We start from the raw sequence: 23,295 nt of genomic DNA, 5'->3' as shown, positions 1-23,295 counted from the left end.
ACTGAACGCCTTTTTTATCTCTCGCGCAGCGCCTCTTTTGCCTTATTCAACGGTTTCAACAGATAATCGAGGACCGATTTACTGCCGGTTTTGATATCGACCGTGGCTATCATGCCCGGGAAAACCGGAAAGGCTTTTCCCTGCTTGTTCGTCAGATGGTTACTGTCTGTACGGATATAGACGCGATAATAATAAACATCCCGTTTCACCTCATCCTGAAGGGTATCCGGGGAGATCATCGTCACCTGACCTTCCAGCCCGCCGTAGATCGAGTAGTCGTAAGCGGTAATTTTCACCAGCGCTTTTTGTCCAGGATGGATAAACGCCACGTCGCGCGGAGAGATTTTCGCTTCGATGACCATCCGATCGTCAAGCGGCACCAGGCTCATCAGCTTGCCGTTCGGCGGGATCACCCCGCCCACCGTCGTGACGTCAATGTCCTTTACGATGCCGCGCACCGGGGCATTGAACGTTAAGCGGGTCAGCGAGTCTTCGCGCCCTTTCATGACGGAACGCTGGGCTTCGATCTCCGCATTCGCCTTCGCCAGCTCTTCGCGCGCGCGGACGTAATACTGGTTTTTCATCTCGGTAATTTTATTCTCAAGCTCGTTCTTCTGGCGCTCAAGACGTAACACCTCCACTTTGCTGGCTGCGCCCTGAACCACCAGCGGACGGGTCAACGCCAGCTCGCGCTGCACAAGCTCCGCTCCCTGACGCAAACCGGCCAGACCTTTCTCCAGGCTCTCGCGGCGTGACTGATAAAGCGCCGTTTCCTGCTTAACCAGTTCGACGTCATCATCCAGCTCCGCCGGGAAGGTCAGCTCCGTGTCGTTAACTTCGGCCTTCAGGCGCGCGGCGGTGGCCAGCGCGGCGTTTAACCGGGATTCACTTTCCAGCACGCTGGATTCGGTTTTGGTGCGGTCGAGCTGTGCAAGCTGCTGACCGCGCTCGACGATATCGCCTTCGCGAACCAGCAGTCTGTGGATAATGCCGCCTTCCAGGGACTGAATCACCTGCTCGTGGGAGGACGGGATCACCTTGCCACTGCCCGTGGTGACCTCATCCAGCTCGAACAGGCTGGCCCAGATGATAAATACCGCAAGCAACGCGAACAGCGTCCATGCCACCAGCGACGAACGCGGCAGGCGGGGTTCCTTCAGCCGGCTGTTAAAGCGGGAGAAATCATTCATGCCACGCCCTCCGTTTTCAGTTTGACGGTGCGCTGCGGCGCCCGCTGCGGGGCCATTCCGTGCTGGCGCAAAATGGCATCACGTGGTCCGTCCATCACCACGCTGCCGTTTTCCAGGACGATGATGCGGTCAACCAGGTCCAGGATCGGCAGACGATGCGTCGCCACCACCAGCGTCCGACGCTTGCCCAGCCACTGGTGCAGGTGCTGAATAAACTGCTTCTCGCTGACCTCATCCAGCCAGGCGGTGGGTTCATCCAGCAGCAGAATGTTCGGCGAGGTGATCAGCGCGCGGGCCAGCAGCAGCGCCTGACGCTGTCCGCCTGAAAGCCCAGCGCCCCCTTCGTTGATGATATAGTTCAGCCCCATTTTCTGCTTACGCACAAACTCCAGCGCGCCGCTGTTGACCAGCGCCTGATGGATTTCCTCGTCTGTCGCCAGCGGATTGCCCATCAGGATATTGTCACGCACGGAGCCGAAGAACAGCCGCGCCTGCTGGCTGAGCAGTTGCATGTCGCGGCGCACGTCAGCCGGGTCAAGGTGATTCAGGGCAATATCGTCCAGCAATATGCTGCCCTGCTGCGGCTCCTGCATGCCGGCCAGCAAATGCAGCAAGGTGCTTTTCCCCGAACCATTACGCCCGAGCACCGCCACGCGCTCACCGGCGCGAATGTGCAGTTTGCTGATGTTCAGCACGGTGAGTTTCTCTTCTTCGTCATAGTAGAAGCCGACGTCTTCCAGCCGGTAATCCCCGCGCAGGTGGGCTTTGTGCACCTTCTTCCCGTGCTGGGGATCGTCAATCGGGCGCTGCATCAGGTCGTCCAGCCCCTTTCGGGCCACCTTTGCCGACTGCCAGCGCGACAGCACACCAGAAATCTGCGACAGGGGCGCGATGGTGCGGGACGCCAGAATCGAGGTTCCCACCAGCGCACCGGTGGTCATGTCGCCGCTGATGACCAGGTAACAGCCCACCAGCAGCACCACGGCGTAGACGATAGACTGCACCTCCTGGGTCCAGGTCAGCAGCAGCCCCGTCAGCCAGCGCTGTTTCATGCCGACGCTCGCGGCCACATCATTGGTGTTATTCCACTGGTTCTGGAACCGCTGCTCGGCGCGCATCAGCTTGATGTCTTCAAGGCCCTGCACCGCTTCCACCAGCGTGGCGTTACGAATGGCAGATTCTCGCATCCCTTCGCTGGAAAGTTTTCCCAGCGGGCGCTGCACCAGCAGGCCGGGAATAAGCAGCAGCGGCACGGCCAGCAGAACGACCAGAACCAGCGGGCCGCCAATCATCCACAGAATGAAAACAAACAGCAGGAAGAACGGCAGATCGGAGATGGCCGCAATGGTGGTGGAGGTAATCAGCTCACGCACCGACTCCAGCTCGCGGATCTGGGCGATAAACGATCCGGTCGATTTCGACCGCGCGCCGTTTTTGATCCGCAGCGCGTGGGCAAACACGCGCTCGGAAATACGCAGGTCGGCGCGCTTCCCCACCACGTCCGAAATATGCACGCGCAGCATCCGCATGATGAATTCAAACACGATGGCGATCATCACGCCGCCAAACAGCACCCACAGCGTGGCTTCCGACTGGGACGGCACCACCCTGTCATACACCTGCATGGAAAAGACCATGCCGGAAAGCGCCAGCACGTTGGCGACCAGCGCCACCAGCATGATGTCGCCGTAACGTCGCCAGTCTTTCAGCGCCAGCTGCCAGAACCAGTTTTTCTCATAGGGTTTGATGTAATCATCTACCCGCGCGTCCGGCGTGGACTCCAGCGGACGCAATACCATCAGCCCATTTAAGCGCGAACTGAGCTCGTCGCGCGTCAGCGTCGTCTCCAGGCCGCCGTCGCCGCTGAACTGCACGCTGACGTTTCCTTCGTTGTCCATACGGTTGATGACCGCGATTTGCCCGCCGGTGAACTCGGCCAGCAGCGGTAAGCGCCACGGATCGAGCGATACGGCTTCAGCCGCCACCCAACGCATCCCCAGCCCAAGCTGGCGCGCCATCTCTTCCAGCACCAGCTGGCGCGGAGACTGACTTTCATGGTTAATCGTGACCCGAACATGCTCTGCTGAAAAATCCAGCCGATAATACTTCGCGATGATAAGCATGCCCTGCAACCAGGGTTCGTACTGTGGATGTGTCTTCATAATGCTACGTCCTGTTCAGGGCGGTAATTTCGTCCTGAAATGATACCTTTACGGAATGATTTAAAACGGAACGCTTTCTAAACGAACCCGCAAAATAATCTTGTGAAATATAGGGTTATGGCTAGTGATGTAAAGAAACGCAAAAAGCCGCGAGGATCGCTCCCCGCGGCAGTGTTTTACGCAATTAACAGCTGATGATTAGCCAGCAGCGTTGCCAGATCCGTCTGCACGCCGTTCAGCGTCAGCAGCGGGGTTGAGGAGAACTGTCCGCCCGCCCCGTCCAGGTCAACATGGATCTCAGTATTGCTGCCGTTCTGCACCACGCGGATGTAGTCGGTGATGTTGCCCGCGCCGCTGTCCAGCGTGGCCACGCCGTCCACGTAGCTCGCCGAGCCCGTGCCGGTATAGCCGCTGCCGGAAAGCAGATCGCGCAGGTCAATACGATCCGTGTCCGCCGTCCCTTCCCAGGTGCCGACCGTAAAGCCGTTCACCTCGTCGTGACCGTTGCCACCCGTGGCATCCGAGGCGTTGATCAGCTTGTAGAGCAGCGTATCGTGACCGCCGCTGCCGATGTTGAAGGTGTCGTTTCCGCCGCGGCCTTCGAACTGGTTATCACCGCTGTTGCCGGTGATCACGTCGTCGAAGTCCGAGCCGTTAATGCCTTCTATATTCACCAGCGTCGCGGTATCGAACCCGGTACTCTGGGCCGTTGAGCGCCCCAGATCCACGGTGACGCCGGAAGTGGCGTTACGGTAATCCACAACATCCATACCGCCTGTACTGCTCCAGGTATCGTGTTCAGAGGTTGTCGTCCAGCCACCAGCACCGTTGTAGGTATAGGTCCCTGCCTCAGCGATAAAGGTATCGTTGTAGCCGGTACCCGTCAGGGTTCCCTGGTGACCGCCCGTAGCCGCTTCAGCCGTCAGGGCATAACTTTCTTTACCGTCTCCTGCCGTCAGTCCCTCCCAGGTTTCATTGCTCGACACACCGTTAACGGCACGTACCAGCACCGCATGGTAAGTTTCGCTGGGATCCAGGCCGTAAAAACTGATGAGCGACGAAGAATCGTTAATGCCGATCCCGGACTGGGCATTGATGATTTCGCTGGCGACCAGCTGACCTGCCGAGTTGTAAAGCTGGACCGTGTTGCCAAAGAAGGCGTTGATCCCCTCGCTGTCGACAATCTTCAAATGCAGTGCCGTTCCTGGCGCGACCGTATTGGTATTACGCTCCAGCTGCACCGTACCGTTTTGACGGAAAATCAGCAGATCCTGTGCGCCATCCCAGTCGTAATCCACCAGGGCCGCGCCGGATACCTGGTTTGACGTAGCGGTGCTGAATTTTGAGGCGGTAAAGCTTGCGGTACCCGCCAGTCCATCATTGGTATAAAGATAAGACTGCCCGCTGTTCGCCAGCTTGATGATGTCCATCTTGCCGTCGAGGTTCCAGTCCACCGCCACGCTGACGTTACCCGCAAACTTATCCGTGGTCGCGGTTCCAACCGCGGTGCCGGTAAGCAGGTTACCGCTACCGTCGTTCAGCATTAACACCCCGCCCTGGCTGGTGCCGCTGGAGGTGCGTGACATGCTCATATACAGGTCCATGTAACCATCACCATTAAAGTCGGCCCAGGTCATACTCACGGCGTTAGACGCTGCGGCTGAGCCATAGCCGCTGTACATGGTGTTGGTAAAGTTTTGCCCCCAGGTAAATGTGCCATTGCCCTGGTTAAACATGGTCGACAGGGCGTAGTTGTTGCTCCCGTTGGTCGTATGTTGGGCAATATCCACTTTACCGTCGTTGTTCAAATCCACGCCGGACGTTTCAATCAGGCTGTTGTAGTTACCTACCGTTGAGCCCGATACAAAATTGGAGTACGTCCCGGACTTCGAACTGCCCGTCAGCGTGCCGTTGTTATTGAGCATAACGGTGCTGGAATCCGGCCCGCCCGCATCGCCAATTACAAAGTCGGTGTAACCATCGCCCTCAATGTCAATGGCGACCACCGCGCCATACCACACCGCAGCACCCATATTGGTCAGCGTTTTGGAGGTGTAAGTCCCATCTCCATTGTTAGTCAGCTGCACCATGTACGAGTAGCTTGTTCCTTCCGCCAGCACGTCAGCCAGCCCGTCGCGGTTGATATCCGCATAGGTACCGGTTGTATAATTTCCCGTCATAGAGAAATTACCTGACACGGTGTAAGAATTACGGCTATCGGCGTTTGCCGATGCGAACTGCTGGTTAGCCATAATCGTCCACATCCCGTCCGAATCCAGCATGTAGCTGGATGAATAGGAGTAGTTCGCGGCGGTAAATGACCAGGCCGGTGTCAACGACTCTTCACTGCCCACGACCAGGCTACCGGTGGTCAACCCGGCGGTGTTACCGTTCCCCGCACTGCTCTTCACCTGCGCCGTGACGCTGTAGCTCGCTGCGCTCAGGGCATCGCCGTCCGGAAGCTGCAAATACCATGTGTTATTATCCGGATCGACCACGACCGCACCCCCGGACTCTGAGGTATAGGTCTTATTGTTCACGGTGATAACCACGTACTCGCCGTTGGTCAGTCCCGCCGATACCAGACCACTCAGGATCGGGGTGGTATCCGTCGTAGTCTGAGTGTTAATGCTCACCGTCGTGGTCGGGATGCTCGTATCCACTTTCAGCACGAAATCATTTGAATCGGTGAAGTTCCCTGCCAGATCGGTCACACGCAGCGTATAGGTGTGATTACCGTCGTTCAGACCGCTGTCCTGGAAATACCAGCTGGCGGCGCCGTTCATCGTCACCTGTCCCAGCAGCACACCGTCACGATACAGCTGCACAATCTCGCCATTTTCTGGCGCACGGTTAAGCGTCCCGTTGATGAGCGGCGAGTTATCGTCCGTTGCCACCGCGCTGCCAAAGGTGCCCTGACGCTCGCCTTCCCCGTCGGTATAGCTCATGACCGTACCTACCGTGGTCGGCGGCGTGGTATCGACGGTCACCACCTGCGATGAGGTAGAGCCGACGTTACCGGCCTGGTCGATGATCCGCACCTGGTAGGTGTAATCCCCGTCAGGCAGATCGCGGGTATCGGTGTAGGTCCAGCGCTGATTAGTCACCGTGGCGTCAACCCAGGTGTTTCCGCCGTCGAGGCTGATCTGCACCCGCTCGTCGCTGGCCAGCGCGCTGCCCAGCGAGCCGTTGAGGGTCAGAGTGGTGTCCATGGTGATGAAATCACTCCCGGACTGCCCGGTATCATCGCTGATGCTGTCGATGGTGATGCCGTACTGCGGCGCCTGGGTATCCACCGTCACGGTCTGCGTAGTGGTGGCACCGATGTTGCCAGCCTGATCGACTACCCGCACCTGATAGCTGTAATCGCCGTCGGTCAGGGTGCGCGTGTCGTTATAGCGCCACTGGGTACCGCTTACCGTGGCGTAGACCCAGGTGCTGCCGCCGTCCATGCTTACCTGCACATATTCGCCCGCGCCGAGCTCGGCGCCGAGCGTCCCGTTGAGCGTGTACGAGGTCGAACTGGTCAGGAAATCGTTGCTATCAAAACCGGTATCGACAGTGATGTTATCCACGGTCACCTTAATCGCGGCATCCGGTGCAACCGTGTCGACGGTCACCTGCTGATGCGCGCTGGCACCGACGTTGCCCGCCGCGTCCACTACGCGAACGTAATAGTCATAGGTCTGGTTACCCAGCGTACGTCCGTCCACGTAATACCAGCTGCTGCCGGTGACAATCACGTTCTGCCAGGTGACCCCGCCGTCGATACTGATCTGGACATATTCACCGTCGGCCAGCGTCGCGCCGAGCGAGCCGTGCAGCGTCAGGGACGTATCGTTAGTGATAAAGTCGCTGCTACTCAGGCCGGTATCGTCGCTGATGCTGTCGATAGCGATCGTTTTGCTGGCGTCCGGCGCGACGGTATCAATGGTCACCACCTGGCTGGCGGTGGCGCTGATATTCCCCGCGTCGTCAATTACCCGCAGCTGGTAGTTGTAGTCGCCGTCGACCAGCGTACGTCCATCGACATAGGTCCAGGTCAGGCCGCTGACGCTCACGTCGGTCCAGGTCGCGCCGCCGTCAAGGCTAATCTGCGCATGGTCGCCGCTGCCCAGCGCCGCGCCGAGCGTGCCCTTCAGGCTGATCTGCGTGTCGCTGGTGATGAAGTCGCTGTCGGACAGGCCGGTATCCTGCGTGACGGAATCCACGGTAATGGTCGCTGCCGCTGGCTTCGTCAGATCGATCGCCACGTTCTGGCTGTCCGTTGCCCCCACGTTGCCCGCGTTATCAATCACGCGGACCTGGTACAGATACGTACCGTCGGTCAAAGTGCGGCCATCGGCGTAGCGCCACGTGGTGCCGGTCACCGTCAGGTCAATCCAGGTGGTGCCGCCGTCGAGGCTGATCTGCGCCTTCTCGTTGTTGCCGAGCTGCGCGGTCAGGGAGCCGTTGATCACGATATTGCTGTCGTTGGTGATGAAATCACTCGCGCTCAGGCCGGTATCGTTTTGCAGCGAGTCAATGCTGATCCCCATCGATGGCGCGGTCAGATCGACGGTGACGGTGTGATTGTCGCTGGCGCTGTTGCCGATGGCGTTGCTGACCTGCGCGTTAATCACGTACGAACCGCCGTCTGCCAGCGCGGTAACGTCTGCGCTGCCCACCGTGTAGCTCCAGGTGCCGTCATTCTGCACGGTCGCCGCATAGGTTTTACCGTTCAGCGTAATGGTCACCGTCTGGCCCGCAGGCGCGTCGGTGGTGCCGCTGACGACCAGCGGCGTGCCGTGCTCGGCAGCGTTAACAATGTCATCCTGCGCAAAGGTGTTAATGGCGATCGTCGGGACATCACCGTTCAGCGTCACGTCGTGCGTGACGCTGCCCGGGTTGCCCGCCTTATCGCTCACCGTGGCGGTGAGGGTGTACTGCCCGTCGCTCAGGCCGAGGAAATCACGCCCCGGCACGAAGACCGACCACGAACCGTCCGCCGCCACGGTCGCCTGATAGCTGTGACCGTTGAAGGTCACGGTTACCGTCTGACCCTGCTCCGCCGTGGTAGTGCCGCGGATGGTCTGGCCCGTCAGCTGCTCGGCGTTGTTGACGATATCGTCATCCGCCACGACGCTGATGGTCACGGTCGGCGCGACGGTATCCACCGTTAAGGTATGCGTCGTCTGACCGCCGTTACCGGCTTTGTCGGTAACGGAAGCGGTGACCGTCAGCGCGCCCTGGCTCAGCGTGCCCAGGTCTGCTGCCGGAACGTCCAGCGTCCAGGTCCCGTCGTTTGCCACGGTTGTGGTGTAAGTTTTGCCGCCCAGCGTGACGGTCACGGTCTGACCCGCCTCAGCGCTGGAGGAGCCGTGTACGGTCAGCGGCTGCTGAGCTTCCGCCGCGTTCAGAACGTCGTCGCCTGACAGCGCGTTCACGCTAATCACCGGCGCGGTGGTGTCCACGCTGAGGGTGTGCGTCGCCGAGGCGCTGTTGCCCGCGCTGTCATGCGCCGACACGGAAACCTGATAGCTCACGCCATCCGCCAGCGCGCCCACGTCGGCGGCCGGTACGGTGGCCTGCCATGAGCCGTCGCTCTGAATGGTGGCCGTGTAGCTTTTGTCGTTCAGGGTTACGGTGACCTGCGTGCCGCTGGCGAACTGCGCGCTGGATCCGTTGATGACCAGCGAAGCGCCCGCTTCTGCCGCATTGATCACGTCATCACCGCTGATAGTGTTGACGGTCAGCGCCACGGAGGCCGTGTTTACCACCACGTCGTGGGTCTGGGTGCTGCTGTTACCCGCGCTGTCGGTGATGGTCGCGCTGAGGGTGACGGTGCCGTCAGCGAGCGCAGAAATGTCGCTGGCAGGCACGCCCACGCTCCATTTGCCGCTGGCGTCAACGGTGGTGGTGTACTGGTTCGAGCCGATGGTGATGACCAGCTTATCGCCCACGCTGGCGCCGGTTGCGGTGCCGCTGACGATCTGCGCCTGACCATGCTCCACGCTGTTGATAACGTTATCGTTCGCCACGACGTTAAAGCTGACGGTCGGCGGTGTGGTATCGAGCGTAATCGCTTTCGCCGTGCTGCCCGGATTACCCGCGGCGTCGCTCACGCTGACCTGCACGGTGTAACCGTTGTCCGCCAGTGCGGACAGATCGGACGCCGGTACGTTAACGCTCCATACGCCGCCCTGCTGAACCTGTGCGGTGTAGCTGTTCCCGCCAAGGGATACGGTCACCGTCTGACCGGCTTCAGCCGTCGTAGTGCCGGAAACGGTCACGCCCGCAGCCGCTTCGCTGCCGTTGATCACGTTGTCATCGGCTACCGTATCAATCGTCACGGTTGGTGCCGTCGTGTCCACGCTGTACTCGCGGCCCGCAGACGCGCTGTTACCGTGTACGTTGCTTACGCTCACCTGCACGCTGGCGTCGCCGTCCTTCAGGCCCGCAAGATCCGAGGAAGGCACGGTCGCCGTCCAGTTGCCGTTGGCATCGACTTTCGCGGTGTAAGACTTGCCGCCAAAGGTGATGGTCACGGTCTGGTTTTCTTCCACGTTGGAGGTGCTGCCGGACAGCACCAGATCCGCCCCTTTCTCCGCCGCGTTAATCACGTCGTCGGTGGCGATAGCATCGATGCTGATAGCCACGGCCGCCAGATCGACATTGACGTCGTGACTGATGGAGACCGGGTTACCTGCGCTACTCTGACCGGCTACGGTGATTGTCACCGTGCCTGCGGCCAGAGCGCCCACGTCCGCCGCCGGGATCGCCGCGCTCCATGAGCCGTCTGCCAGTACCGACGCGGCATAGGTCTTGCCGTTTACGGAAACGGTCAGCGCCGTGCCCGCCGCCAGCCCGTCGCTGGTGCCGGTGACGATCAGATTTTGACCATGCTCAATGCTGTTGATCACGTCGTCGCCCGCCACGATGTTCACGCGCAGGCCCGGCAGGCTGGCGTCGATAGTGATATCGCGCTCCCCGGTGCCGGTATTACCGTGGCCGTTGGTGACGGTTGCTGACACGGTCAAATCGCCGTTGCCCAGCGCCGTCAGGACGGACTCCGGCACGCTGACGGACCACGTGAGGTCGCTCTGCACCGTCGCGGTGTAGCTGTTGCCGCCGATGTTCACGGTCACCGTGTTACCGGCTTCCGCGTTCGCCACCTTACCGGTGATGGTCTGGCCCGCGGCCACTTCCGCCGCGTTGATGACGTTATCGCCCGCCACGGTGTTGATGGTGACGGTCGGCAGCGCGGTGTCGACCAGCAGGTTCGCTGCGCTGCTCACGCTGTTGCCCACGCCGTTGGTGGCGGTCGCGTTAAGGATGTAATTCGCTTCGCCCAGGCCTGCAAGATCAGCAGCCGGAACCGTCAGGCTCCAGGTGCCGTCCGCCGCCGTCGTTGCGGTGTAGTTTTTACCGTTCAGGGTCACGGTCACCACAGTGCCTTCCGCCAGGTTGGCGCTGGTGCCGCTCACGCTCAGAGCCTGACCTTTCTCCGCCGCGTTCAGGACGTTGTCACCGCTGATGGCGTTGAAACTGACCGATGGCAGACCGGTATCGACGGTCACGTTATGGGTGCCGCTGCCGGTGTTGCCCGCCGCGTCGGTAACAGACGCAGTGACGGTCACGGTGCCGTCGCTCAGGCCTGAAATCACGCTCGCCGGGACGCCCACGCTCCAGTTGCCCGCCGCGTCCAGCACGGTGGTGTACGTCTGGCCGCCGATAGTCACGGTGACCTTATCGCCCGCTGCCGCGCCGGTGGCGGTGCCGCTGATAATCTGCGCCTGACCGTGCTCGGCGACGTTAATCACGTCGTCATCTGCAATAGCGTGGATGGTGACCGCCGGAACGGTCATATCCACCGTCAGGTTGTGGTTTACCGACGCCGGGTTGCCCGCCTTGTCGCTCACGCTCGCGGTTACGGTCACGCTGCCGTCGCTGAGCGCCGCCAGATCCGCCGCCGGAACGTTCAGCGTCCAGCTGCCGTTCGTACCGACGGTTGTGGTGTAGTCCTTGCCGTTCAGCGACACGGTGACCGTCTGGCCCGCCTCGGCGGTGCTGGTGCCGGAAACTGCCAGGTCAGACTGCGCTTCCGTGGCGTTCAGGATGTCGTCAGTCGCAATCGTGTTGATGGTGACGGACGGCGCGGTGGCATCCACGCTGTACTCGCGGCCAGCCGAAGCGCTGTTGCCGTTGACGTTGGTGACGCTCACCTGCACGCTGGCGTCGCCGTCCTTGAGGCCCGCAAGATCCGCAGCCGGCACGGTATAGGTCCAGTTGCCGTCTGCTTCTACGGTAGTGGTGTAGATTTTACCGTTCAGGCTCAGGGTGACGGTCTGCCCGGCTTCCACGTTGGTGGTCGCGCCGGACAGCACCAGATCCGCCCCTTTCTCCGCCGCGTTGATCACGTCGTCGGTGGCAATGGCGTTGATGCTGATGGCAACAGAGGCGAGATCGACGGTCACGTCGTGGCTGATGGTAATCGGGTTACCCGCCGCGCTGTCGCCGGTAACGCTGATTTTCACGGTGCCTTCCGGCCACGCGCTCACGTCCGCAGACGGAACCGCCGCGCTCCAGGTGCCGTCCGCCAGCACCGTCGCCGCATAGTCTTTGCCGTTCACGGAAACGGTCAGCGCCGTGCCCGGCGCCAGCCCGTCGCTGGAGCCGGTGACGATCAGGTTCTGCGCATGCTCGATGCTGTTAACCACGTCGTCGCCCGCCACGATATTCACGCGCAGGCCCGGCAGGTTAGCGTCGATAGTAATGTCGCGCTCCCCGGTGCCGGTGTTGCCGTGGCCGTTGGTGACGGTCGCCGTCACGCTCAGGCTGCCGTTGCCGAGGGCGGTCAGCACATCAGACGGCACGTTCACGGACCAGCTCAGATCGTTCTGCACCGTCGCGGTATAGCTGTTGCCGCCAATGGTCACGGTTACGGTGTTGCCCGCTTCAGCATTTGCCACGGTACCGCTCAGGGTCTGGCCTGCCGCCACTTCCGCCGCGTTGATGACGTTATCGCCCGCCACGGTATTGATGGTGACGGTCGGCAGCGCGGTGTCGACCAGCAGGTTCGCAGCACTGCTCACGCTGTTGCCCACCCCGTTGGTGGCGGTCGCATTGAGGGTGTAACTGGCCTGACCGAGACCGGCCAGATCCGCAGCCGGAACCGTCAGGCTCCAGGTGCCGTCCGCCGCCGTCGTTGCGGTGTAGTTTTTACCGTTCAGGGTCACGGTCACCACGGTGCCTTCCGCCAGGTTGGCGCTGGTGCCGCTCACGCTCAGAGCCTGACCTTTCTCCGCCGCATTCAGAACGTTGTCACCGCTGATGGCGTTGAAGCTGACCGATGGCAGACCGGTATCGACGGTCACGTTATGGGTGCCGCTGCCGGTGTTGCCCGCCGCGTCGGTAACAGACGCAGTGACGGTCACGGTGCCGTCGCTCAGGCCTGAAATCACGCTCGCCGGGACGCCCACGCTCCAGTTGCCCGCCGCGTCCAGCACGGTGGTGTACGTCTGGCCGCCGATAGTCACGGTGACCTTATCGCCCGCTGCCGCGCCGGTGGCGGTGCCGCTGATAATCTGCGCCTGACCGTGCTCGGCGACGTTAATCACGTCGTCATCTGCAATAGCGTGGATGGTAACCGCAGGGACGGTCATATCCACCGTCAGGTTATGGTTTACCGACGCCGGGTTGCCCGCCTTGTCACTCACGCTCGCGGTTACGGTGACGCTGCCGTCGCTGAGCGCCGCCAGATCCGCTGCCGGAACGTTCAGCGTCCAGCTGCCGTTCGTACCGACGGTTGTGGTGTAGTCCTTGCCGTTCAGCGACACGGTGACCGTCTGGCCCGCCTCAGCGGTGCTGGTGCCGGAAATCGCCAGGTCAGACTGCGCTTCCGTGGCGTTCAGGATGTCGTCAGTCGCAATCGTGTTGATGGTGACGGACGGCGCGGTGGTATCCACGCTGTACTCGCGGCCAGCCGAAGCGCTGTTGCCGTTGACGTTGGTGACGCTCACCTGCACGCTGGCGTCGCCGTCCTTGAGGCCCGCCAGATCCGCAGCCGGCACCGTGGCGGTCCACTTACCCGCCGCGTCCACCGTGGCGGTGTAGTGCTTGCCGCCAAAGGTGATGGTGACGGTCTGATTTTCCTCCACGTTTGAGGTGGTGCCGGAAAGCACCAGATCCGCACCCTTCTCGGCCGCGTTAACCACGTCGTCGGTGGCAATGGCGTCGATGCTGATAGCGACGTTCGCCAGATCCACCGTCACATTGTGGCTGATGGAAACCGGATTGCCCGCGCTGCTCTGGCCCTCAACGGTCACGGTGACGGTGCCCGCTGCCAGGGCACTTACGTCCGCAGAAGGGAGAGCCGCGCTCCATGTACCGTCCGCCAGTACCGTCGCGGGATAAGTTTTGCCGTTGACGGTAACGGTCAGCGCCGTGCCTGCGCTCAGGCCATTGCTGGAACCGGTAATAATCAGATTCTGTCCGTGTTCGATGCTGTTGATCACGTCATCGCCGGCCACGATGTCCACGCGCAGGCCCGGCAGGCTGGCGTCGATGGTGATCTCACGCTCGCCGCTGCCGCTGTTGCCCACGCCGTTCGTGACGCTGGCGGTTACAGTCAGATCGCCGTTGCCCAGCGCCGTCAGGACCGATTCCGGTACAGCGACGGACCAGGTCAGATCGCTCTGCACCGTTGCGGTGTAGCTGTTGCCGCCAATCTTCACGGTCACGGTATTGCCCGCTTCGGCATTCACCACGGTGCCGCTGATGGTCTGGCCTGCGGCCACTTCTGCCGCGTTGATGACGTCGTCGCCTGCCACGGTGTTGATCGTGACGCCAGGCAGTACGGACTCCACGTTCACGGTGTGCGAGGTGCTGGTGCTGTTGCCAACGCTGTCCGTTGCCGAGGCAGTGACGGTGTAAAGCGCCTCACCCAGTTGACCTACCTCGCTCGCCGGAACGGTCGTGGACCATTGGCCGTTGGCCTCAACCGTGGCGCTGTAGGCTTTGCCGTTGAGCATCACGGTCACCACCGCGCCCGTCGCCAGTCCGGAAGCCGTACCGGTGATGGTCAGATCCTGCGTTTTCTCGCTGCTGTTAATCACATCGTCATCGGAGACGGTGTCGATGGTCAGCACCGGCGCGCTCAGGTTGACTTCCACCTCGCGCGTCGCGCTGTTGCTGTTTCCGGCTTTGTCGGTAAGCGCCGCAGTGATAGTGTAATCCCCGGCGGTCAGGGCACCGACGTCCGCCGCAGGCACGCCCACGCTCCAGTTGCCGGAAGCATCCAGCGTCGCCGTGTAATCTTTGTTATTGATGGTAACGGTCACTACGTCGCCCGCCGCCGCGCCGGTCACTGAGCCGGTGACGATCAGAGCCTGCCCGTGCTCAGCGCTGTTGATCACGTCGTCATTGGAAACGGCGTCAATGGTCAGCTGTGGCACGGTGGTATCGACCAGCACGTCGCGACCCGCCGAAGCCGGGTTGCCGGCCTTATCGGATACCGCTGCCGTGATCGTGTAGTTGCCGTCGTTAATCGCGCCGACATCCGCAGAAGGCACGGTCACGCTCCAGCTGCCGTTTGCCTGCACGGTGGTGGTGTAATCCACGTCGTTCAGCTTCACGGTCACGGTCTGGCCCGCTTCGGCGTTAGAGGTACCGTTGACGACCAGATCCTGCTGCGCTTCGGCGGCATTGATGATGTTGTTGTCGCTGACGATCTCGATAGATACCGTCGGCGCGGTGGCGTCCACGCCGTACTCGCGTCCCGCCGAGGCGCTGTTGCCGTTCACGTTGGTTACGCTCACCTGCACGCTGGCGTCGCCATCCTTCAGACCAGCCAGATCCGCCGACGGCACGGTCGCCGTCCAGTTGCCGCTGGCATCCACTTTCGCCGTGTAGGACTTGCCGCCGAACGTGATGTAAACCGTCTGGTTCTCTTCCACGTTGCTGGTGGCACCCGACAGCACCAGATCTGCGCCTTTTTCTGCCGCATTGATCACGTCGTCGGTAGCGATAGCGTCAATGCTGATAGCAACCGTCGCCAGGTCGACCTTCACGTCGTGGCTGATAGAAACCGGGTTGCCCGCTGCGCTCTGGCCTTCAACGGTCACGGTGACGGTGCCTGCGCTCAGCGCGCCGACGTCTGCTGCCGGAACGGCGGCCGTCCAGGTCCCGTCTGCCAGTACGGTGGCCGCGTAAGTTTTACCGTTAACGTTCACCGTCAATGCTGAACCCGCTGCCAGACCGTCGCTGGAGCCGGTGATAATCAGGTTTTGACCGTGTTCGATGCTGTTGATCACGTCGTCACCCGCCACCTTATCGACCCGCAGGCCAGGCAGGTTGGCATCAATCGTGATGTCGCGCTCGCCGGATCCGGTATTACCGTGGCCGTTAGTCACGCTGGCGGATACGGTCAGGTCGCCGTTGCCGATGGCGGTTAACACGTCAGATGCGACGTTAACCGACCAGCTTAAATCGTCCTGCACGGTTGTCGTGTAGGTATTGCCACCCACCGAAATTGTGACAGCGTCACCGCTAGCGGCACCGCTCACTTTCCCGCTCAGGGTTTGTCCGGAAGCGACTTCCGCCGCGTTAATCACGTCATCGGTGGCGATTGCGTTGATGGTGACCTGCGGCAGCGCGCTGTCGACCAGCACGCTGTGGCTGGCGTTCGCGCCGTTGCCTGCGCTATCGGTCACGCTTGCCGTGACGGTATAGGTCGCTTCACCCAGCGCAGAGACGTTCGCCGCCGGAACGGTCACGCTCCAGCCGCCGCTGGCGTTGGTGGTCGCGGCGTAGCTGATGCCGTTGAGGTTCACGGTAATCGCTGTGCCTTCCGGCTGGTTGCTGGTTCCGGAAAGCAGCAGATCCTGGCCTTTCTCGGTGGCATTGATGACGTCGTCAACCGCCAGGGTATCAATGGCAATCGTCGGTGCCGTCAGGGAGACGTCAAGAGCATGGGTGGCCGTGGTGCTGTTACCCGCCTTATCGGTGAGGGTGGCGGAGATTGTCTGATGCCCGCCAGCCAGCGCGCCCACGTCTGCCGCCGGAACGCCCACGCTCCAGCTTCCGGCACCGTCCAGCATCGCGGTGTAGTCTTTGCCGTTCAGGGTTACGGTAATGACGTCGCCCGCCTGCGCGCCCGTCACCTTGCCGGAAACAATCAGCGCCTGGCCGTGCTCGGCAATATTCACAATGTCGTCGCCCGCGACGAGGTTGAAGCTAATCTGCGGCACGGTGGTATCCACCAGCACAGCAGCATCCGCGCTGGTCGGGTTGCCCGCTTTATCGGATACGGAAGCCGTGACCGTGGCGTTACCGTCGGTGATGCCCGCCAGATCCGCAGCCGGCACGTCGAGCGTCCAGCTGCCGTCAGCCTGCACCTGCGCGGTGTACTGGTTGCCGTTGAAAGTTACGGTAACCGTCTGGCCTGCTTCGGCAGTGGACGTCCCGCTCAGGGTCAGATCCTGCGCTGCCTCAGCCGCATTCAGCATGTTGTCGCCGCTGATGGTATTGATGGTCACCGCTGGCGCGGCGGTGTCGACGCTGAAGACCTGCGAAGAGGAGGCCGCGTTGCCGTTCACGTTGGTCACGCTGACCTGCACGCTGGCATCGCCGTCCTTCAGGCCGTTCAGATCGGCAGCCGGAACGGTGTAGCGCCAGTCGCCGTTGGCATCGACCGTCGTGGTATACGTTTTATCCGCGACGCTGACGGTAACGGTCTGGCCCGCTTCAACGTTTGAGGAAGAGCCGGAAAGCACCAGATCCTGGCCTTTTTCCGCCGCGTTGAGCACGTTGTCGTCCGTCACGCTGTTGATGCTAATTGCTACCGGGGCGAGATCGACATCCACAACGGTGCCGATGTTCACCGGGTTACCGGAGACATCCTGCGCGCTGGCGCTAATGGTGAGCAAACCGTCCGCCCATTGGGAGACGTCTGCCGCCGGAACCGCTGCCTGCCAGGTACCGTCCGCCAGTACCGAAGCAGAATAATCCTTGCCGTTAATGGTCACGGTTACGGTGCTGCCCGCCGCCAGGTCGGTGCTGGTGCCGGAGATAACCAGGTTCTGCGCGTGTTCGATGACGTTAATCACGTCGTCACCGGCGACGATATCAATGCGCAGGCCGGGCAGCTGGGCGTCGATGGTGACGTTCAGAGAAGACGAACCGGTATTGCCGTGCGCGTTGGTGACGCTGGCCGATACGGTCAGATCGCCGTTGCCAAGCGCGGTTAACTGGCTCTGGGTTAGCGGCAGGCTCCAGGTGAGATCGTCCTGCACGGTTGCCGTGTATGTCTGCCCGCCAAGGATAATCGTGACGGTATCGCCCGATGCGGCGTTAGAGACCTTCCCGGTCAGGGTTTGCCCTGCGGCCACTTCCGCCGCGTTGACGATATTGTCGGTTGCGAAAGTGTTGATAGTGACTACCGGCAGCGAGCTGTCTACCAGCACATCATGCGAGGTTGAGGCGCTGTTGCCCACATTGTCGGTCACGCTCGCCGTCACGGTGTAACTGGCTTCGCCCAGCGCGCTCACCGCAGAGGCGGGCACGGTGACGCTCCAGCCGCCGCTGGCGTTAGTGGTGGCGGTGTAGTTAATACCGTTCAGGTTTACGGTGATGGTGGTCCCTTCCGGCTGATTGCTGGTACCGGAAAGCCGCAGATCTTCGCCCTTCTCAGCCGCATTGATCACGTCATCTACGGCCAGCGTGTTAATACCGATAACAGGCGTTACGGTATTCACCACCACATCCAGAGAATTGCTGCCGGTGTTGCCGGACCGATCGGTCACGGAGACGTTAATGGTCCAGGTGCCGTCCGTCAGCCCCTGAACGACGGATGCAGGCAGGCCGAGGCTCCAGTTGCCCGCCGCGTCCACCGCAGTGGTGTAGTCCACGTTATTGATGGTGATGGTGACCAAATCGCCCGCCGCCGCGCCGGTGACGGAGCCGCTCAGGATCTGCGCCTGAGAATGGGCCAGCTGGTTAACGGTGTTGGTGTCGGTGACAAAGTCATTAATGGTCACCTGCGGCACGGTGGCACCCACCAGCCCAACGCGATCCGCGCTGCTGCTGTTACCCGCCACGTCGCTGACGGTAGCCGTAACGGTGATCGGGCCATCGGTTAGCGCGCCAACGTCGGCGGCAGGCACGTTCAGTGTCCAGGTGCCGTCAGCCTGTACGGTGGTTTGATAGTTTTTGCCGTTCAGCGTCACGGTGACCGTCTGACCCGCTTCAGCGGTGGTACTGCCGCTGAGCACCAAATCCTGCTGCGCTTCTGCCGCATTGATGATGTTATCGTCGGTCAGGTTATCGAGCGTAATGGCCGGCGGCTGCGTATCGACGGTCACCACGCGTGAGGCGTCCGCGCTGTTGCCGCTGACGTTGGTCACGCTAACGCTCACCTGCGCCCGCCCGTCGATCAGCGTTTCCATGGCGTTCGCCGGGACGGTCAGGCTCCATGAGCCGTCCTGCTGCACCTGCGCGGTAAAGGTCCGATCCGCGAATTTCACCACCACGGTCTGGCCCGCCTCTACGCCCTGCGTCTGGCCGGAAAGCGTTAAATCCGCTCCTTTTTCCGCAGCGTTGAGCATATCGTCAGCGGTCACCGTATTGATGGTGACGGCCACGGCGTTCAGATCAAGCTCAATCGGGTGTTCAGCCACAACGCTGTTGCCCCAGGCATCTTCAGCGCTGACGCTAACGGTCATGCCGCCCGCGGTCCATGCCTTAAGGTCAGCCGCGGGCACGCCAATCTGCCAGCTGCCGCTGGCGGTAATCACGGCGGCGTACTCAATATTATTGATGGTGACGACGATCGGCGTGCCGGCGGCCAGATGGGTACTGGAGCCGGTCACGGTCAGATCCTGCTGCTGTTCGATGGCGTTGATCACGTCATCGCCAGAGATGATATTGACGCGCAGGCCCGGAAGTCCGGTGTTGATGTTGATATCCCGCTCGCCGGTGCCGGTATTGCCGTGCGCATTGGTGACGGAGGCACTGAAGGTTAGCCCGCCGTCGCCAAACGCCTGAATGTCTGCGGATGGGATCGTCACGCTCCAGGTCAGATCGCCGCCAACCGTCGCGGTGTAGCTTTTGCCACCCACGCTGATTGCGACGGTATCGCCCGCCGCCGCGCCGGTCACGCGTCCGCTAAGGGTCTGGTCCACCGCCGCTTCGGCGTTATTGACCAGGTTATCCCCCGCAAAGGTGTTGATGATCACCTTCGGCAGCACGGTATCGACAAGCAGATTCGCCTCGGCGGAGCCGCTGTTACCCACGCTGTCGGTGCCGCTGACGCTGACGGTGTAAAGGGTATTCGCCAGGCCCAGCACGTCGGAAACCGGCACCTGAACGGACCAGGTGCCGTTCTCAACGGTGGCCTGATAGCTCACGTTATTCAGGGTCACGGTGACGGCGCTGCCGTTCGGCAGATTGCTGGTTCCGCTGAGGCTCAGGGGCTGCATAGCCTCCTGCGCATTCAGGACGTTATCCTGGCTGATGGCGTCAATCGTGAATTCTGGCGGGTTGCCGCTGAGCGTAATACCGTGCGTCGCGCTGCCGGTATTGCCCGCCGCATCGGTGACGGAGACAGAAACAGTATGGCTCCCCTCACCCAACGTACCGATAACAGAGGCAGGCACCCCTACGCTCCAGCTGCCGTCCGCCTGGACAACACCGGTAAAGGTCTGGCCGCCGAGGGTCACGGTGACGACATCACCCGCTGCCGCGCCGTTCGCATGGCCGGAAACAATCTGCGCCTGCCCCTGCTCGCTGGTGTTCAGAATATCGTCGCCCGCAACGGTATTGATAGTCACAACCGGCGCGGCGGTATCCACGGTGAAATCGGCAGTCGCGGATGAACCGTTTCCGGCTTTGTCGCTGACGTTAACCGTCAGGGTATGCTCGCCATTTGCCAGCGCCTGTACCTCGCTGGCCGGCAGCGTGACGGACCATGAGCCGTCGCTGCCCACCGTCGCGGTATGATTTTTGCCGTTCAGGGTCACGGTGACAATCTGCCCCGCTTCGGCATCCGTTTTACCGGTCAGCGTCAGGGGCTGATTGTGTTCAGCCGCATTGATGACGTTATCCTGCGCGATCGTGTCGACAGTGATCGCTGGCGCAGCGGTATCAACGCCAATGGTCTGGCTGCCGCTCACGGTATTCCCCGCCGCATCCTTACCGCTGACGTTCACCGTCCAGGTGCCATCGCCCAGCGCCTGCGCATCTGCGGCAGGCACCTTCACGCTCCAAGCGCCGTTTGCGCCCACTTCAGCCGTATAGGATTTGCCGTTCAGCGTGACGGTCAGTTCGGTGCCCTGCGCCAGATTTTTGCTGGCACCCGAGAGCGTAAAGCCCGCAGACTGTTCGCTGGCGTTGATCACGTTATCGCCCGCCGTCGTGGCAAGCATAACGGTGGCATCTGCCGTGGATACGGTAACGGTGATGCTGCCCGCAGAGGTCGTTTTACTGCCGTCGATCTGCACGACAGACCAGGTATGCTCGCCGTCCGCCTGGGTCGGGAGTTTTACGGTCCAGGTGCCGTCTTTCGCGACCATGGTGCTGGCGATGGTGCTGCCGCTACCGTCCTTAATCTGAATGGTCGCGCCAGGCTGCCCGGTACCGCTGAAGGTTGGGGTGTTATCGTCCGTGACCTCTTTTGCACTCAGCACACCCTGCTTGTCACCCGCTTTATCCGTCAGCAAAAATGTTGGCGTCGCGCTCTCTACTTCTTTTGTATTATCAATAACTTTTGTTTTGGTTTCGCCGTCACCGCCGTGAGAAAGCAGCGCACCGATGGCCCCGCCCCCTAACGCCGCCCCGGCAATCCAGCCCCACGGCGCATCGCTTAAGATGCCTCCCTGCTCCAGGAAAGGCTCAATGCTGCTGATAGGTGTCGCCTGCGCGGTTAATTCCGTGGCGGCAACGCCCGATGCTTCACCGGCATCGGCGAAAGAAATGTGCGTCAGTTCCTGATTATCGTTGAAGACCAGCTCTGAGTGGTTTTGCGTCTCAGGATCTTCCACAAAATAATTATTGCAGCGAATCACGCTGCCATCTTTCATATAAATGAGGAGGTCATTCCCCTGGCGGACATACCGCACCACGTCCTGAGCAGAGCCCTGAATTTCAATTACGCTCGGCGATGAAATAGAGACAGACAGATTTCCTTCACCGGTTAATTTTGTTTTTTCTGCCGTTTTTCGAATGATGACATCAACAACTTTTGCGTTACTCATATTCTTCTCCTTGCAGGTGCGCGTATTCCTGTGGATATGTCCACCAGATGGATGTAGCTATCCCTGGGAAAAATCACCCATTATTGTCTTACTTATTTCGCGCAGAAAGGCGCGCCTTTTTTTAACTCAAATCAGGTAGCTTCGCGGCAGCGTTTTTCTCGATTCCGATAAGCGGCATGAGATTATCCACTGCGGATGCGTAATTAATCGCCGCACTCCAGCCATCGTATTCAGCCATTATTTTTGCTGAGGTAGCAGCCCAGACATCCTGTTCCACGCTGAGCAGATCGTTAATGCTGCGCTTGCTCAGGGTATATTCATTTTTGTAGACGTCGCGGGCGCGCAGCGCATTTTCCAGCTGTCGTTTCCCGGCCTCCATTCGTCCTCGCGCTCCGGTCCAGTCGGCCTGCGCGACGGAGGCTTTTTGCAGGACATCAAAACGGGCCTGATCGACCTGAGTCGATGCCATCGCCCTTGCCCCTTCAGCCTGACGCACGCGCGCCGAGACCGCGCCGCCCTGATAAAGCGGTGCGTCAATATTGAGCTGGATCTGGTCATCCCAGTAGGCGCGATTATCCGACTCATACCGGGTACGGCCCCCTTTCAGGCTCAAGGTCGGCCAGTGCTGAGACTTCGCGGTTTCGACCCCATACTGAGCGGAACGCTCCATGTTCTGTGCAGCCATCACCGCAGGAATCAGTGAATAATCAATACGATTGAGAGAACCCGGCTCCACGGCCAGACTTCCAGGTACCGGTGAATAGCGTTCAGCCTGTATGCCGGTTAATACCGCCAGCCGCGCGCGGGCGCTATTCAGGGACGCATTGTACTGCTCTACCGTGGCCTGCATACCGGCGATACGGGTACGGGTCTGAAGCTCGTCAGAGGTGGAGCTTACGCCAGCATCGGCGCGGAGTTTTGCCAGTTGCTCAACGTTTTTAAGCGCCTGCACGTTCTCTGTTGCCGCCTGCAACAGATCGCTGTAGCGCTTGACCTCCACATAGCTGAGGGCCGTTTTTTCCGCGACGGCAGATATCGTGCCCATCAGCTGATAGCGATAGCTGTCACGCTGCGCTGAAGACTGGCTGATGCTGTTGTTGGTCTTGCCAAAATCGTACACCAGCTGCGTCAGGCTCAGGCCCCAGGCAGCGGAATTTCGCAACGAGCCGCTCGAATCGGTGGTCTGGCTGTGACCGGTGCTCCCGTTCAGGGCAATTTGTGGCATCCAGGCACTGCGCGCTTCATCTATTTGCGCCTGGCCGATCCCCAGCTGTGCCGCCTGCTGGCTCACCGACGGATCGCGGTCCAGTGCGAAAAGAATACTTTCTTTCATTGTCATTGCCGCAACGGGCGATATTCCCACCGGGCCGTTATTTGCATGCGCCGCAGTCACCACCAGCGAAATGAAGGTCAGTGAAGCAGATAATTTAAGCAACCTGTTATTGCATTTCATCTTCATTATCTCCTCCGACTCCAGGTAATGGCTAAATAATTACCCATGAAGAGGTATAAATATTTTTTCAAATATTCCCCCACTCCTGTTTGATAAATTCAGGTAATAGTTCCCCATACCCATTTCATTTGAGATGAGAGCCGTACTACGTCTATTTTATTTTAAGAATTTACTTAAAAATTAATTGATTTGCAGCATAACAAAATGTGATATGTGCAACCACACCCGCAATGTTAACGTGGTGTTGCAAACAAGAAAAA

Annotated in this window: 4 protein-coding genes; all 4 read right to left on the bottom strand. The window is 60.6% G+C overall.

What is annotated here, in order from left to right; translation table 11 throughout:
• Positions 1-14: 14 nt before the first annotated feature.
• The 4 genes from IM300_RS12670 to IM300_RS12655 all read right to left on the bottom strand — a co-directional run bounded on the left by IM300_RS12670 (position 15) and on the right by IM300_RS12655 (position 23,041).
• On the bottom strand, positions 15-1,190 hold the full coding sequence (locus tag IM300_RS12670; protein WP_063866758.1) for an HlyD family type I secretion periplasmic adaptor subunit: 1,176 nt from the start codon (positions 1,188-1,190) through the stop codon (positions 15-17).
• Positions 1,187-3,352, bottom strand: coding sequence for a type I secretion system permease/ATPase (locus tag IM300_RS12665; protein ID WP_063866759.1), 2,166 nt, complete (start codon positions 3,350-3,352; stop codon positions 1,187-1,189). The genes IM300_RS12670 and IM300_RS12665 overlap by 4 nt, the downstream gene beginning before the upstream one ends.
• A gap of 176 nt (positions 3,353-3,528) precedes the next feature.
• Positions 3,529-21,582, bottom strand: a complete 18,054-nt coding sequence (locus tag IM300_RS12660) for an Ig-like domain-containing protein (RefSeq protein WP_193036763.1) — start codon at positions 21,580-21,582, stop codon at positions 3,529-3,531.
• A 121-nt stretch (positions 21,583-21,703) separates the two neighbouring features.
• Positions 21,704-23,041: a TolC family outer membrane protein gene (locus IM300_RS12655; protein WP_112792287.1), complete on the bottom strand. Its 1,338-nt coding sequence runs from the start codon at positions 23,039-23,041 to the stop codon at positions 21,704-21,706.
• Positions 23,042-23,295: the final 254 nt, after the last annotated feature.

Source organism: Enterobacter cloacae complex sp. I2 (assembly GCF_014896205.1).
GTDB lineage: Bacteria > Pseudomonadota > Gammaproteobacteria > Enterobacterales > Enterobacteriaceae > Enterobacter > Enterobacter quasihormaechei.
The sequence above is the reverse complement of the archived record's forward strand: the minus strand, read 5'-3'. Positions and strand labels throughout refer to the sequence as shown.

Bases quoted from the DNA above. Each gene is read 5' to 3' on its own strand.
- IM300_RS12670 (WP_063866758.1), bottom strand. From the start codon at position 1,190: ATGAATGATTTCTCCCGCTTTAACAGCCGGCTGAAGGAACCCCGCCTG.
- IM300_RS12665 (WP_063866759.1), bottom strand. From the start codon at position 3,352: ATGAAGACACATCCACAGTACGAACCCTGGTTGCAGGGCATGCTTATC.
- IM300_RS12660 (WP_193036763.1), bottom strand. From the start codon at position 21,582: ATGAGTAACGCAAAAGTTGTTGATGTCATCATTCGAAAAACGGCAGAA.
- IM300_RS12655 (WP_112792287.1), bottom strand. From the start codon at position 23,041: ATGAAGATGAAATGCAATAACAGGTTGCTTAAATTATCTGCTTCACTG.